The following is a 14,674-nucleotide window of genomic DNA, read 5'->3' on the forward strand; positions in this document are numbered from 1 at the left end:
TCTAATTTCGGAAAACTTATGCTGAGCGGTGAGAGGTATTGGTCAAGTTATTAGGGGTAGCAGAAGCCGGTTCGGTTGAAAAGGTGGGGATGCGATTTAGAACAGCTTGCATCCCTACCTTTCCATTTTACGAAGAAAAATTGATCCGCCATTCACTTGAGGCAGGCAGATTATTTCGCACCCTTGAATGTGGTGTAGCTGGAGATCAAATTACGGTAATCGGGAATATGATTGGAGAATAGCGCACCCAAGCCCTCGACGTCGTTACGCCAGTCGCGATGCAGTTCGCAGGCGGTACCAAACCAGGTCATCAATTGCGCGCCCGCCGCCGACATCCGATCCCAGGCGGCGTTTCGGGTCATGTCGTTGAAAGTGCCGGAGGCATCGGTTACTACAAACACTTGGTAACCCTCAGCCAGCGCCGATAAAGCCGGAAAAGCGACGCAGACTTCCGTGACCACGCCAGCGATGATCAGCTGTTTCTTGCCGGTGGCTTTGACGGCCTTGACGAAATCCTCGTTGTCCCAGGCATTGATTTGGCCGGGGCGGGCGATATACGGCGCATCCGGGAAGATTTCTTTCAATTCGGGGACGAGAGGGCCGTTGGGGCCATCCTCGAAACTGGTGGTGAGGATGGTGGGTAGATTGAAGTACTTTGCCAAATCAGCCAGGGCCAACACATTGTTTTTGAATTTGTCGGGTTCGATGTCTCGAACCAGAGACAATAATCCGGCCTGATGGTCGACCAGCAGCACGGCAGCATTGTTTTTGTCGAGACGGAGGTAAGGTGTTGTCATGGTATTTCTCCTAGCTGGTTAAAAGGTGCCTGGGCACCGGTTGAAAATCCGCCGTCGCTTGGCGGCGGAGCGAACCTCGCTTCACATTTGACCAAAACGGCCACTGTTGAAGTCATCAATGGCTTGCAGGATTTCCTGCTAATCGCTTCAACCCGCTGCTCCGCGCTCCCGGACAAATTCGATAGGAGCGGGACAATTCGCAATACCGGTTTGTGGTATCGGGTAAAAAGCATAGGCTATGGTCGGCGTCGTATTCCAAGTACTTTCTTATCCGCGTAGTTCGCTCAATCTGCGCTCCAGAAAACGTCGCTCCGGTTCTTGGCGAGTCAGCAGTAGCGCTTGTTGGTATGCCGCCACGGCTTCAGCGGTTCTGCCTAGTCGGCGGTACAGATCGGCCTGCGCGGCGTACACCAGGTGATAAGCGGCTAGGTCGCCGCGCTCGAGGATGGCGTCGATCAGAACTAGTCCGGCGGCTGGTCCGTCGCGCATCGCCACCGCTACGGCCCTATTCAGTTCGATGACAGGCGACGAATCGGCTAGCATCAATGCCTCGTAAATGACGACGATTTGCGGCCAGTCCGTGGCGGCGGCATCAGGGGCGTTGGCGTGTACCGCGGCGATGGCGGCTTGCAGGGTGTAGGAGCCGAAGCGGCGCGAAAGCAAAGCTCGGTTCACGAGCGCCGATCCTTCCGCGATCTGTGCTCGATTCCACAATGAACGGTTCTGATCGTTCAGCAGGATCAGTTCGCCGTTTGGCGAACTACGCGCGGCGCGGCGCGATTCGTGCAATAGCATTAATGCCAACAAACCCTGTGCTTCCGGTTCCGGCAATAGCTCGACCAGCAGCCGCCCCAAGCGTATCGCTTCCTCCGACAAATCGTGTCGGGTCAGTGAGTCGCCTGACGAGGCGGAATAGCCTTCGTTGAACACCAGATAAACCACCCGCAGCACGGAATCCAGGCGATCGGTCAGTTCGGCCTGCGCCGGTACTTGATAGGGAATGCGGGCGTCGCGGATCTTGGCCTTGGCGCGAACGATGCGTTGGGCGAGGGTTGGCGCCGGCGTCAGGAAGGCGCGGGCGATTTCCTCAGTCGCCAGGCCGCATACCTCGCGCAGTGTTAGCGCTACTTGGGCGTCCGCCGATAATGCCGGATGACAGCAGGTAAAGATCAGTCGCAGCCGGTCGTCCTCCAAGCTCTCGTCGTCCCAGGCGTTGTCGGTTTCGCTGGCTGGATCGGCCAAAGCATCGGCATCCTCCAGCACGTCGAAGCGGGCTTGCCGGCGTAGGCCGTCGATAGCCTTGAAACGGCCGGCCGATACCAGCCAGGCGCGCGGATTGGCCGGCACGCCGTCGCGCGACCATTGTTCCAAGGCGGTTCGGAAGGCGTCGTGCAGCGCTTCCTCGGCAACATCAAAATCGCCAAGCAGGCGGACCAGCGTGGCAAAAATATGGCGGGATTCGCTACGGTATAGAGCGTTCACTGTTTCGCGCACGGCATCCTCGTTGGGCGGCGGCAAGTTTGCGGTCACTGCTAAGAGGTCTTCACAATAGTCATTCATGTTAGTTGTAGCGTGTTTTCAATCTCGACTGGGGCGTTTTTGTCGGCATTTCTGACTCGGTAAGCACTCGGCATCATGTTTTCGCCATCGATAAGATCTTACTCGCAGTTCGCCAATTTCGGCCGGTAAAGCCGCGTTGCACGTCTCTTCGGGGGTAGCCGACACCAATTCAGCTGCAAACCCGGCTAGATTTTGAACGCGGGAGTTAGGCCATAACCCGGCAGTAAAATTTTTCAAGTAACGGCAGGTGAAGGCTTGAGCGTTGCCATTCAATGTTAAGCTAAATTCTTTAAATCAAACGAACATTGGAAACCAATTTTTTACCTACCAAGCGAGCTTATTCCGCGATACCCAGCGATTCAAAAGTTGTAGTGCATGCGCGATTACTTGCCGCTTTTTATTTTGCCCCATTTGGGTTATGTTGAAAACGCTGGAAGCTTGTATTTTCTAGCCAACTTTTTGAGCTATCCGAAGGATACGTGGCTTGACTGAATCAATCGAACGGAAATAGATAGAGCCTGGTTAGTTTTTGCATTTTTGCTAAAAACTTTTTTGTGTTGCCTGGCATGAGGACATACATCATGTATAACTTATTGTCTCGTTCACTTGTCATCCTCGGTGGTTTACTGGCAGCGCCCGTGCCGGCGAACGCCGCGCCTATTGTTTTTTCAGGTGCCGGAACGAATGCTGCGAGCATCCAAGGCGTCGTCGATTCTTACCGCGCAGCCCTAGGGTCAAATCGTCGCGAGATCGATTGGGATGGCGGAGGGCTGCAAACGACGACTAACGCTGGCACGCCATTCAATGGTTTCTTGAACTCGGAAGGGGTGCTATTTATGACACCAGGGTCAGGTTTCATACAGGCCACCCCGGATGGATTGGTGTCTATCAATCCGACCTATGGGGGATTCGAGACTTTTAGCCCGTTTCGGCTTTTTACACCGGTCGCCAGTAACATCACCGATGTCTTATTTTATACGCCTGGTTCCAATGGTGCCAATGCTGTCACGATTTCCGGATTCGGCGCGATTTTCAGCGATGTTGATCTGGTTGCAACCACCTCGCTGCAATATTTCGACCCGAATGGGAATCAACTTGGCACATTCTTCGCCTCGCCACTTGGGGATGGCCTTTCCTTTCTTGGTGTGTTGTTTGACGGCGGTGAGCTGGTTTCTAGGGTGAGGATTACCACAGGCACTACTGTCCTGGGACAGAATGACGGGTCAGGTACTGACGTGGTGGTTATGGATAATTTTATCTACGCAATTCCACAAGCGGATCGAACAGTACCGGAACCTGCCACATGGCTTTTATTAGGTATCGGTTTGGCGGGGTTTTACTGGAGAAAGCAGAAAGCGTAAAAGATCATTTACCACCATGGTCTATACCTTAATCCTCGTCTTTGATTTCAATGCCTCTCCTGACCAATCGTCATTGCCAGTAATAATTTATCCACCCCGCCAGGCTCATCTTAGATTGCGCACCCCGACTCCATTCTTTCCAGAACGGCTATCGGACTTGCAATCCGTCTATGGCATGCCCGTAGACACCCGCCATTCCATTATCTGAATCCTTGATGTCATACTTCGACACCCACGGCAGCCAGCCGTGCTCTTTGGTGTGTATTCGGTAGGTCTTGTTCTTGATGGCTACTCCGTCAATCGGATCACCATAGATTCCGGCCATGCCGTTATCTTCATCGCTGATATCCATCTTTTTAACCGGTGCTAGCCAGCCATGTTTTGCGGTGTGCACCCTGTATTCGGTGCCCGCAACCGCTAAACCGTCTATCGGCTTACCAAAGCTTCCCGCATAGCCGTCATCGGTATCATCGACTTGGTTAACAGGCGGCAACCACCCGCCGCCCTTGATATGAACCTGAATTGTGGTCGCGTTGCCTTTGGGCTCAGTTGGGGTTGTGCTACCGCTGCCGCTTGCGCCAGTCCATCGAAGTATATAGTTCCATGGGTAGTTATAATATTTAAGTACCTCGATCTCATGGCCGTTTTGGTCGCCGGGTTTGCCGTCTGTTCCATCTGAATTGTCGCCTTTCTCGTTCCATGAAGCTTGTACGAGACATTTCTTGCCATGGTATTTACCGGGGCCGTCGTAAATATCTAGGTAAAAAGCGACGTGTCCTTTGTGTTTCTTTGTTTTTTTATCATAGTAGTCATAGAGTAGGATATCACCACGCTTCTTACTGGATTCGGAGATGGTTTTCCAGCCCCTTGCCACCAGATTGTCACGCATATCGCCCGTGTATGACGCGCCTCCGATATCAAATCCCCCATGTTTCAGGGCTGTACACACCAGGCTGGAACAGTCATAATCGGGTTTGCCTTTTCGTCCTTCCGAGCCCCAGTTATAGCCGTGTGAGTCGTCGTTAGCGATATCGACGGCGAATTTAAGTGCTTTTTCTAAATTTGGCATTTGGATTACCTCTTATTGTCATGGTAAGTTCAAAGATCAGGGATACGCCATTTGCGGCGTCTCCCTAAGACCAAGGGCGTTCTACAAACCAGCCTCATCAGCCGCAATGCTGAAAATAGGTTATGGCGCTGATCATGGCGCCTTGCGGGTCTTGCAGCACGCAGAAGCGTCCGACCTGAGGAATATCCTGCGGCGGCAAACAAATTTTTCCGCCCAGTTCCACGGCCAGCTCTGCGGTGGCATCGACATCGTCGACCGTGACATAAACACCCCAATGCGGTGGCACGCCTTCGGCGGTGGCTGGTAACTTCATCATGCCGCCGGCCGGTTCGCTACCGTATTTCACCAGGGTGTATTCCATTTCCGGGGTGGATATAGGCGCCGGTTCCAGCGTCCAATTGAACAGCTTGCCGTAAAACTGTTTGGCGGCATCGGTATCGGTGGTCAGTAGTTCGCACCAGCTAAAGGCGCCGTGCGTATTGCAGGGTTGATTCATGATTTTTCTCCGTTGATTGAATAGGTTTGCAGCTTGTCAGTTGTCGCGACTTTGATTCGCGGCGAAGAAAGTCTCCATCCGCTCTTGCAATTCGCTCGGGTCGATGTCTTCGACATGGGTCGCGACCAACCAATGATGGCCGAAGGGATCGACCAGCGAGCCCATACGGTCGCCCCAGAACTGATTTTCGACCGGCATGGTTTCCTTGGCGCCAGCCGCAATCGCCCGAGAAAACACCGCATCGGCATCGGTCACATACAAATGCAATTTGACGGTGCTGCCGCCCAGGGTTTGCGGCGACGTAGAATTCGGATTCGGATATTCGTCCGAGAGCATGAAATTCGATTCACCGATCTTGAATTCGGCATGACCCACTTTGCCGTCCGGCATATGCAGGCGTAGTACTTCGCTGGCACCGAAGGCCTTTTTATAAAACGCCAGCGCCGCGTCTGCGTCATGGACCGTCAGGTAGGGAGTGACGGTATGGCAACCGTCTGGAATAGGTTTGATTTGTGTGGTCATAAATTCCTCTTGTTTGTGAAAAATGTTTTGTGTGCTTAACGCACTTCTCAGTCGCGAGAGAACCGAGTCGGCTGAAGAAAACTGTTATCCCGCCTGTCGTTCAAGCAGGAACATACTCCCCTTGCGTCGAAATCGGCAGGCTCAGGACCAGAAGGTCGTTCGTCATCTACCCATTGCGACTCCGCGTGTAGGCTTCCACGTTGTCACCTCAACCGCGGACCGCCGCCTCGATTGCAGCGATATCGATCTTTTTCATCTGCATCATCGCATCGAAAGCGCGCTTGGCAGCGGCAGGATCCGAACCGGTGATCGAGCTCGTCAAAGCCAACGGAGTAATCTGCCAGGACAGGCCCCATTTGTCCTTGCACCAGCCGCACGCGCTCTCTTCTCCGCCGTTGCCGACGATGGCGTTCCAGTAGCGATCCGTTTCAGCCTGGTCAGCGGTTGCGACCTGAAACGAGAATGCCCAGTTGTGATTGACCTCGGGTCCGCCGTTAAGCCCGAGGCACGGAATGCCCATCACGGTAAACTCGACCGTCAACACATCCCCTTTCTTCCCGGACGGAAAGTCTCCTGGGGCACGGTGTACCGCGCCGACGGATGAATCGGGGAAGGTCTTGGCGTAAAACCGCGCTGCGTCTTCGGCATCGCCGTTGTACCAAAGGCAAATCGTGTTTTTTGCAGGTTTCATCATGACCCTCCTCCATCGGTGGGATAACGCCTAAATCAGGCCAATCCGCGAAAAGCGGCTTCGGCTTGACTGAATGGTTAGCATGCAAAATCCGCCTCCTCATACTCCGGACGAATTTCAATGTCGGAGTCATCCAGCATTGGATTTGGACATCGCTTCACCCATTCGACGGCCTCATCTAACGAGTTAACCTGCCAAAACCAGTAACCGGCAATTTGATCTTCCGATTCGAGGAATGGGCCGTCGATTACCGTGCGCTGCGTACCGGAGAACCTGACGCGCTTTCCCTGCGAAGTGGGCTTTAAGCCACCACAATCCAGCATGATGCCGGCCTTTGTTAGCTCATCATTGTACTTACCCATTGCCGCAAGTATTTCGGAGCTCGGATTAAAACCCTGTTTTTCGCTGTCCTTACTTGCCTTAACAATAATCATGCATTTCATTAAATTTCCCTCTTTTCAGCCGATCTGGCAGTGGAATTGGAGGCCTGACAATCAATAGTCGAATTGAGTTTGCTGAAATCGACAATTCGCCCTAAATTTATTTAAAATTATCTAACAGGCTAAGTGCGCGGCCGGAAGCCCCAGTGTCTGCGAGTCTTCGGCAACCGGCCTCACTTCGACGCAGCCCAATTTAGCTCCCGGTATTCTTGAAGCCACCTGTATCGCCTCGTTCAAATCCGTGGCTTCGATCAGGAAGTAACCACCTAGCTGTTCCTTGGTTTCCGCAAACGGCCCGTCGGTCGTCGTCACTTTGCCATTCCGCACGCGCAGCGTAATCGCCGTATTGGCGGGCAACAAACGATTACAGCCCAGGTAATGGCCACTGTCTTTGATGGCTTGCGAGAATGCCATGTATTCGTCAAAGTGCTTGGCTGCATCGCCTTCCGTCATTTGCTCAATCAAGGTTTCGCCACAAATCAGGCATAGGTATTTCATGTTCGGCTCCTGTGAGTTAAAAACGATTTACACCTAATAGTCGTATAGGGTTCGAGCATTTCGACATAGCCGGGATAGAAACCCGAAAAAAATTCGCACCACTCGCTACCGTTTTGAACTCTTTGATTTTTTCTTCAAGCCGGCGATGCGTCGCACAGCTCAGCCAAGTTGCAAACCAAGTTTTGTAGCGCCACCCCGATTTCAGTCGGCGAATCCTCCTGAATATAGTGGATACCCTTCACCGAGACTTCCTGCTGATTTCGCCAAGTGCGGCAAAAAGCCAGCGCGCGGCCCGTCAGCAGCGCGGCCAGACCAAGGTTGGTCCACGAACAGCCGGAAGCTTGCAGCGTTAGCCAGCCATGAATTCCTGTCGTCGCTACTCGGCCATTGTTATCTCGTTAACAACGTCCCAGCATTAACGCTGAAACTGCGATTTTATGAAATAATGCACGCCCCGCGATCTTGAAAACAGAGCCACTTAGATCGAATGTTATGGAACCAATTTTTGAATTAGCCATTGCTCTTCCGGCACCAGGTTCAGGAAATTTGCTTAGGGAACTGCATCGGCAGTTACGCTCCGCCATCATCAACGGCCGATTGCAACCCGGCACGCGCCTGCCGGCGACCCGACGCTTCGCCGCGATTGTTGGGGTATCGCGTAATACTGCGGTGGCGGTTTACGATATGCTGCAAAGCCAGGGTTATATCGATATTCGCCCTGGGGCCGGGGCATTCGTCGCCCAGCACATTTGCCGACATTCGCCGCAGACCGTCGATTCCCAAGCCGACGCTCGATTGAACCCATTTTGGCGCAATCCGCCTTTGCCGTCGCTATCGTTTCAGCCGCCTTATCGCTTTGATTTCAGGATTGGCCTATCCGACAATTCAAACTTCCCGTATCCGATATGGCAGCGCTTACTACTGCGCTCTCAACGTAACCTTGCGAAAATGCTGAGCCATTATGCCGACCCGCAGGGTCAGTCCCGTTTGCGGGCGGCCATTGCCGGCCATATATCATTCGCCCGCGCCGTGGCCTGTCAAACGGACGATATTTTGATTACCACCGGCGTTCAGCAGGGGCTGGATTTGCTGGCTAGAATATTAGTCACACCCGGTCAGACTTTGGTGGCGATTGAAGATCCCGGTTATCAGCCGGCAAGCGTCGCTTTTACCGCGGCAGGCGCCCAGATCATCAGAATTCCGGTGGATGCAGAAGGCATAAGGGTGGGGGACATTCCGCCACAGACTCGCGTGATTTACGTAACGCCAACTCATCAATTCCCTTTGGGCCACACACTGTCGATGCGCCGCCGTACCGCTCTGATTGAATTCGCCCAACGCCATCGGGCGGTCATCGTCGAAGACGATTACGACAGTGAATTTCGCTACAGCCGCAATCCGCTCGATGCCTTACAGACGCTTGACCGGAGTGGACAGGTGTTTTATCTGGGTACGTTTTCGAAAAGCCTGTTTCCGGCCTTGCGTCTGGGGTTCGTGGTCGTACCGGGATGGGCCAGAACGGCTCTTATATCCGCAAAACGATTTAGCGATTGGCATAGTCCGGTGCTGGAACAGGAAACCCTGGCCTCATACATCGCCGAAGGCCATCTGGCGCGGCATATCCGCAGAATGCGCAAGATCTATGGTGACCGGCATACCACGCTAGTTTCCTCGATAAGTCGTCACTGCCCGGACTTATTGGAACCGATTTCAGCCCCATGTGGACTGCATATGACGGCGTTGCTAAAAGATCAGCGCTTGCAAGCGGAAGACATCGCCGAGCGCGCGGCGGATAAAGGCATGGGACTCTATGCGTTGACACGCTATCCCATCGCGAAAAGTAGTTTGAACGGCTTTGCCTTTGGCTTAGGCATGATAAACAGCACATGCATAGACGAGGCGATCGTCCAACTCGCCACATTGATGCGGGAAGTTCCTCGCTAGTCGTTAGACGGTTTGACGAATGCCAGAGTTAAAGCCTATGTCTTGAACCAAACTTACAATATCGATAATGGTATGCTCCCAAAAGTGACGCTACGCTTATCCGCCCTGTTGTCAGATTGAATTTTTAAACAAACTACTGGGATAAACAGGCTGCTGTATAGACTAAACCAGTCGTTCATTGGAAACTGGTGTCTGACTCTTTGGGGGCGGGCAGCGGCCTTGGCCTCGCCAAAAATTTTAACGCCAGTTGTCAAGGGCGGCGAATTCATAGTTTCGGCTATTTTGCGACCTACAAAGATTTCGGAGTGTGCAATCACAAACCAGGAAGCAGTCGCTTAAAGTTGGCCATCACCTGCGTGCATGGCCTTGTTAAGCGATGCGTATGCGCAACGAAATATGAGAATCAGTTTTGCCGGCAACTTCAGGCCGGATTACGCTTGCTGCGGGGTTTCGCCTTGCTCAACCCCGTCCTATGCCAATCACACCGCCGGTTACGTAAAATATAGCTCGCGCAATTGACGCATCGTGGTGGCGCTTAACTCTTTGCCATCGCTTTTGCGGCTAACCGTGTACACGCCTTTGACGAAAACGATTTCCTCGCCTTCGTTAGCAAAGCCAACGACATTATGATTGGCGTCGAAAGGAATACGATGCAGGCCGCCGTTGTGGCTGTTGAAGTCGGCGATAATTCCCATGTGTGGCGGGTTTTTAACTGAATCCCACCAAGGCAGTTTGCCGGCGTCGTGCGCCCAGGTTTCGCTCAGGGCTTCCGGCGGCAGGCAGCGCTCTACCAGCCGTTGGCCGACCACAGCATATTGCAGACGGCTGATTTTCTCGGGTTCGGAGCCCACCATATCCCGACATTCAAGAATATCGCCATTCAGAAATGCATCCGTTGAAGAAACGACGCGGTTCCAAGCGCCGTCAAGATTTTTGTGTTCAAACATTTCATTCCCCTTAGTCTATTTGATTTGGAAAGACATCAATAGCCAAGCAAAATCATGACCAATTACCGCTGGCTTCAAAATACGGAAATAATAAACCGGCAATAACCGTTTGTTTTTTAAAAATTAAAATAGAAAGATGTCGCTTCGCTGGCAAACCTAAAACCCGCAAAAATAAGCCTATTCGCCGGAATGCTTAACAAGAATCCGACAATTTATCGAATTCCCGACAAAAACAGTCGGAATTATAGGGTTATTGGCGCAAACTTATTTCCGTATTGAAAACCGCAACAGATTCTTGCATATTTTGAGTGATTGAAAGACCTGGTTCCTTCAGAATCAGTGGTCGGCAATACTGCGGAACCGGTGGCGGATTTACGATGGAATACGCGGCAAGTGTTGGGTGTCAGCCTTGGCTGCTCAGGCTGCGCATGACCTGATGCCAGCCAGCTTCCGCGTCGGAGCCGACCTGTTCGAATACTGTTTGCAACTGTTGCATCTGCGTGCCGGTCAGTTGCGTTTCCAATTCCGCACCGCTTGACGTCAAGGACAGTTCTCTTACCCGCTTGTCATGCTCGGCCGTATCGATAGCGACCAGCTGCATTTCCACTAATTGTCGCAAAGGCGCGTTCAGAGCTTGTTTGCTGACGCCTAGCATGCTCAGCAGCGCGTTGACCGACATTCGCGGATTGCGGCCGACGAAATAGAGGATGCGGTGGTGCACCCGCCCCAGGCCGCGTTCGGCCAGGATACGGTCGGGCTGTACGGTAAAGGCGCGGTAGCCGAAATAAAACTGCTCGATAGCCAGGCACAATGCAGCTTCGCGCGGCCGCGAAGCCAATGTGTCGTCAAGTGGGATATTGTCGATAGCGGATATTTGGTCAACCATATTGACATTATAGGCAGGTAGCCGTTAGCATGGCTATAGGTCAACTTTATTGACATTTATAATGCCCGCCATGAACCAATTGTCGCCGCAACAGCCTATCCGTTTTTCCGCTCGTACCCAAGACCTGCATCCGTCGCCGATTCGCGAAATCCTGGCGGTTGTCGATCAACCCGGCATGATTTCCTTCGCCGGCGGATTGCCTTCGCTGGATAGTTTTCCGCAATTCAATTTAGCAGCCATGCCGCAGCACATGCTGCAATACGGCGCCAGCGAAGGCGAACAGGAGTTGCGCGAGCGGATCGCCGAAGACATGCAAAGCCTGGGCTTGCAATGCTCCGCCGAACAGGTGTTGATCTTGTCCGGCTCGCAGCAAGGCATCGATCTGGTCGCCAAGCTGTTCATCGATCCCGGTACGCCGGTCGCGGTGGAAGCGCCGACTTATCTGGCGGCTTTGCAGGTATTTCGCTTTTTCGGCGCGCGCTACGTGGCTTACGATGCCGGGGCACCCGATCTGGACCAGTTGCGGCGGGAAAAGCCGGCGTTTGCCTATGCAATACCCACGTTTCAGAACCCCAGCGGCCGCTGCCTGGATACAGCGGAACGCGCCGCATTGGCCGCCGCCTGCGATGCCGCCAATATTCCTTTGTTTGAAGACGATCCCTACCGCGATTTGGTCTATGACGCATGCGAACGCACGCCGGTTTGCGCCAGTTTGCAGCGGGCGCCGTGGATTTATCAAGGCTCGTTTTCGAAGAGTCTGGCACCGGGCTTACGTTTAGGCTATCTGGTGGCTTCGCCGGAATTGCTGCCGTTTTTGACCCGTTTGAAGCAGGCGGCCGACTTACACAGCAATCGTGTCAGTCAGTGGCTGGTGTTGCAGCAACTCAACGATCCGGTCCGCGCCCAGCAGCTGGTGGATTTGGCCGAACATTATCGGCAGCGCCGCGACGCGTTCGAAGCCGCGCTACGCCGCCATTTTTCCGATCTGGCCAGTTGGCAAACCCCGCCCGGCGGATTGTTTTTCTGGCTGACGCTGAATCGCCGCATCGATACCCGCAAGCTGTTGCCCAAGGCTATCGAAGCGGGCGTGGCTTTTATGCCCGGCGAACCCTTCTTGCCGATGGCGGTGGACGCTTGCGGCCAGTTACGCCTGAACTTCAGTCACGCCGATGAGGCGCAGGCCGAGTTGGGGCTGGGTAAATTGGCGGAGTTGGTTAGGAACTTCGTCTGACCCGGTCGAACTGCTCGGGCCAGCGATTCCTATGGAAAAAGCTCGATTGATCGCTTGGCGCATTAGCGGGCTTGGCTAGCAAAGTCGGCGAGCAGTTGGGGTAGTTGCAACATATCGTCAAACAGCACGTTATTTTCGGCTGGAGGCAAGCCCACTTCGGTATTTTGCAGATACTGAAATGCTTGCATCCCCGCTGTGCCGGCAGCCGTAACACCCACCTCACTATCTTCTACCACCGCACATCGGCCGGGCGAAAAGCCCATGGTGCGGGCGGCATATTGGAATAGGTCGGGCTCCGGTTTCCAGGAGCCGACCTGGTACGAACTAAAGATGTAATCGCCAAAGTGCGGCGCCAGGCCGCTAACCTGTAACCCTTGGCGGATTTTCATAACAGGTCCGCTCGAGGCGACGCATTTGGGAAAGTGCGTAGCCTCGAGCATCTCCAGAACGCCGGGCATTGGTTTTAATTCGCGCGCGAACAGTTCCGCAACATGCTGGCGATAATGCCGTTCAAAGGTGTCGGGCAGTTTCAGGCCAAGACGGCTTTCGAGATCGGCCAGAATGGGGGCTAATTTTTGGCCGCGATACCGGGTTATCAGCGACGTCAAGCTGTCATCCAACTGTGGAAGCAGATCGAGAAACGCTTGATTGCAAAGTCCTTCGCTGTCAACCAGTGTGCCGTCCAGATCAAAAATGACGCAGATAAGTCCTTTGTAATTTGTCATGCTCGTATCGTGATTGATCGGAAGCCTAGCGTTGCAGCCTCGCTAATTTATGCAAACCCACCGTCGGCGCGGCACCGAAGGTCTTGCGAAATTCGTGGCTGAAATGGGCGGAATCGGAAAAACCGGTGGCGTGCGCGGCGGTCGTGAAGTTGTGGCCCTTGATGACTTCGCGTATCGCCTGCCGCATCCGGTTCCAGCCACGATAACGGCGAAACGGCACGCCGATCTGCTGGCTGAACAGGTGCTGAAACCGGGAAGGGGACAGTCCTACGTTGGCGGCCAGCGCGATGACCGAGGTCAGGTCGTCGCCTTGCTCGAATAAAAACTCGACGATTTGGCCGATGCGCAGGTCAATCGCGTCGGCGTTTGCCCGCCGTTTGGCGTATTCCAGCAGATCTGCCAAGGGCTGCGCGCTCCAATGAGGATCGTAGCGGTCTTCGTAAAGATCGCGCATGAAGGCGATTTCACCACCATTGCCCACCAAGGCGCCGTTGACCGAGCGGGTGTTACGGGTTAAGGGTAATAGTGCCTCGACGCCGGCAATGGTTGGTTCGATGTAAAACACCGCCAGCGGATCGCCACCCGCATCCAGCTCGTGCAACACGCCGGCCGGAATCACCGCCGTGCGGCAGGACAGCCAATCGCTGCCTGCTATTTTTAAGCGAAACTTCCCGTAGAGTCCGGCCAGAAACACCGGGGCGCCGTGTTGATGGTTGGCGTTGTAGTACAACGGGCCGCAAAAAAAGGTACGGCCGTCGCTGATGTCCCAAAGTGCGTCAAATGGGCTGGCGGTAACCGCAGCACGTTCATACAAGCGAGGTGTATCGGTCATTGTTTATGCTCCCTGTTGCGTCCAGCCAGCCGACATTTTGCCAGGCAGTCTAGTCAAAGCGCTTGCGCTTGGCAACGGGGTTCGGGCGTTTGCCCTTGGGGCATTCGATAACCGGGACCAAAGTCCATCAAAATGAGGATAAACATGACCAATCAAAAATTTCCACGCGAACCGATGGCAAATGTCTTTTTGCTGGCGTTTGCGATATTCTGTCTGACGATAGCGTTGAGCATCGCCTGGCTGCTGGGCATCACGCTATTTTTTCCCGACGGCGTGTTGGCCGGCCACCTGGTCGAACGGGCCGACATTATCCGCGCCCACATCGATTACCTGATGATGGCCCAATTTCTGTTCATTTTCTTTTTATTGTTCCGGCAATACGCCATCGCTCCGCCGGTCTGGGTGGTGGCAGCCTGTTGCTTTGGGGCGTTTTTCAACCCCTTGGCATTTTTGCTCAGAGGCTTGTCGGCCAAGCCGGACGCCTCGGCTCTGCCGGTCGAACCGCATTTCCCGATTCAAGCCGGCATCAGTTTTACACTGACGACGGTCGGATTTCTGGCGGCGACGATTCTGGTGGCCAGGGCTGCCTGGAAGTCGAGATCGTAGCATCCTTGGTGCAAACCTATCGTTAGCGCTGGGGAGACGACTTAAAGCCAGTTTGACAAAGTTCATAAA

General features: G+C 53.8%; 16 protein-coding genes. 4 read left to right on the top strand and 12 right to left on the bottom strand.

From position 1 onward, the window contains the following. Positions 1–170 precede the first annotated feature (170 nt). Together ycaC and QZJ86_RS00330 are read right to left on the bottom strand one after the other, a co-directional pair. Entirely contained in the window at positions 171–797 is a 627-nt protein-coding gene (gene ycaC, locus QZJ86_RS00325) for an isochorismate family cysteine hydrolase YcaC (protein WP_301935690.1), read from the bottom strand. Between the two features lie 267 nt (positions 798–1,064). Continuing rightward, entirely contained in the window at positions 1,065–2,357 is a 1,293-nt protein-coding gene (locus tag QZJ86_RS00330) for an RNA polymerase sigma factor (RefSeq protein ID WP_301935691.1), read from the bottom strand. 581 nt (positions 2,358–2,938) lie between these two features. On the opposite strand from QZJ86_RS00330, the gene QZJ86_RS00335 reads away from it, so the two are divergent. Next, entirely contained in the window at positions 2,939–3,718 is a 780-nt protein-coding gene (locus QZJ86_RS00335; RefSeq protein WP_301935692.1) for a PEP-CTERM sorting domain-containing protein, read from the top strand. Between the two features lie 148 nt (positions 3,719–3,866). Here the strand turns inward: QZJ86_RS00335 and QZJ86_RS00340 are convergent, their stop codons facing one another. The 6 genes from QZJ86_RS00340 to QZJ86_RS00365 all read right to left on the bottom strand — a co-directional run bounded on the left by QZJ86_RS00340 (position 3,867) and on the right by QZJ86_RS00365 (position 7,434). Next, entirely contained in the window at positions 3,867–4,787 is a 921-nt protein-coding gene (locus QZJ86_RS00340; RefSeq protein WP_301935693.1) for an endolysin-like domain-containing protein, read from the bottom strand. 97 nt (positions 4,788–4,884) lie between these two features. Beyond that, complete coding sequence (locus QZJ86_RS00345) at positions 4,885–5,283, bottom strand: VOC family protein (protein ID WP_301935694.1); 399 nt, start codon at positions 5,281–5,283, stop codon at positions 4,885–4,887. 36 nt (positions 5,284–5,319) lie between these two features. Next, positions 5,320–5,805, bottom strand: a complete 486-nt coding sequence (locus QZJ86_RS00350) for a VOC family protein (RefSeq protein ID WP_301935695.1) — start codon at positions 5,803–5,805, stop codon at positions 5,320–5,322. 208 nt (positions 5,806–6,013) lie between these two features. Beyond that, complete coding sequence (locus tag QZJ86_RS00355) at positions 6,014–6,499, bottom strand: VOC family protein (protein WP_301935696.1); 486 nt, start codon at positions 6,497–6,499, stop codon at positions 6,014–6,016. Positions 6,500–6,573: 74 nt separating this feature from the next. After that, positions 6,574–6,939, bottom strand: a complete 366-nt coding sequence (locus QZJ86_RS00360) for a YciI family protein (protein ID WP_301935697.1) — start codon at positions 6,937–6,939, stop codon at positions 6,574–6,576. A gap of 111 nt (positions 6,940–7,050) precedes the next feature. Then, positions 7,051–7,434, bottom strand: coding sequence for a YciI family protein (locus QZJ86_RS00365; RefSeq protein WP_301935698.1), 384 nt, complete (start codon positions 7,432–7,434; stop codon positions 7,051–7,053). Positions 7,435–7,926: 492 nt separating this feature from the next. Here QZJ86_RS00365 and pdxR point away from each other — a divergent pair, with 492 nt between their 5' ends. After that, positions 7,927–9,378, top strand: coding sequence for a MocR-like pyridoxine biosynthesis transcription factor PdxR (pdxR, locus tag QZJ86_RS00370; protein WP_301935699.1), 1,452 nt, complete (start codon positions 7,927–7,929; stop codon positions 9,376–9,378). A gap of 491 nt (positions 9,379–9,869) precedes the next feature. Here pdxR and QZJ86_RS00375 read toward each other — a convergent pair whose 3' ends face one another. Both QZJ86_RS00375 and QZJ86_RS00380 read right to left on the bottom strand, forming a co-directional pair. After that, positions 9,870–10,325, bottom strand: a complete 456-nt coding sequence (locus QZJ86_RS00375) for a hypothetical protein (RefSeq protein ID WP_301935700.1) — start codon at positions 10,323–10,325, stop codon at positions 9,870–9,872. Between the two features lie 403 nt (positions 10,326–10,728). Beyond that, on the bottom strand, positions 10,729–11,211 hold the full coding sequence (locus QZJ86_RS00380) for a MarR family winged helix-turn-helix transcriptional regulator (RefSeq protein ID WP_301935701.1): 483 nt from the start codon (positions 11,209–11,211) through the stop codon (positions 10,729–10,731). Positions 11,212–11,272: 61 nt separating this feature from the next. Here QZJ86_RS00380 and QZJ86_RS00385 point away from each other — a divergent pair, with 61 nt between their 5' ends. Continuing rightward, positions 11,273–12,442, top strand: a complete 1,170-nt coding sequence (locus QZJ86_RS00385; RefSeq protein WP_301935702.1) for an aminotransferase-like domain-containing protein — start codon at positions 11,273–11,275, stop codon at positions 12,440–12,442. Positions 12,443–12,504: 62 nt separating this feature from the next. On the opposite strand, the gene QZJ86_RS00390 is transcribed toward QZJ86_RS00385, so the two are convergent. Both QZJ86_RS00390 and QZJ86_RS00395 read right to left on the bottom strand, forming a co-directional pair. After that, positions 12,505–13,167 (bottom strand): HAD-IA family hydrolase, encoded by a 663-nt coding sequence (locus tag QZJ86_RS00390; RefSeq protein ID WP_301935703.1) that lies wholly within the window; start codon positions 13,165–13,167, stop codon positions 12,505–12,507. A 25-nt stretch (positions 13,168–13,192) separates the two neighbouring features. Continuing rightward, positions 13,193–13,999 carry a helix-turn-helix domain-containing protein gene (locus tag QZJ86_RS00395; RefSeq protein ID WP_301935704.1) on the bottom strand — a complete coding sequence of 269 codons (807 nt, stop codon included), beginning with the start codon at positions 13,997–13,999 and terminating at the stop codon, positions 13,193–13,195. A gap of 144 nt (positions 14,000–14,143) precedes the next feature. On the opposite strand from QZJ86_RS00395, the gene QZJ86_RS00400 reads away from it, so the two are divergent. Then, entirely contained in the window at positions 14,144–14,605 is a 462-nt protein-coding gene (locus QZJ86_RS00400) for a hypothetical protein (RefSeq protein WP_301935705.1), read from the top strand. Positions 14,606–14,674: the final 69 nt, after the last annotated feature.

The organism is Methylomonas montana, assembly GCF_030490285.1.
Lineage (GTDB): Bacteria > Pseudomonadota > Gammaproteobacteria > Methylococcales > Methylomonadaceae > Methylomonas > Methylomonas montana.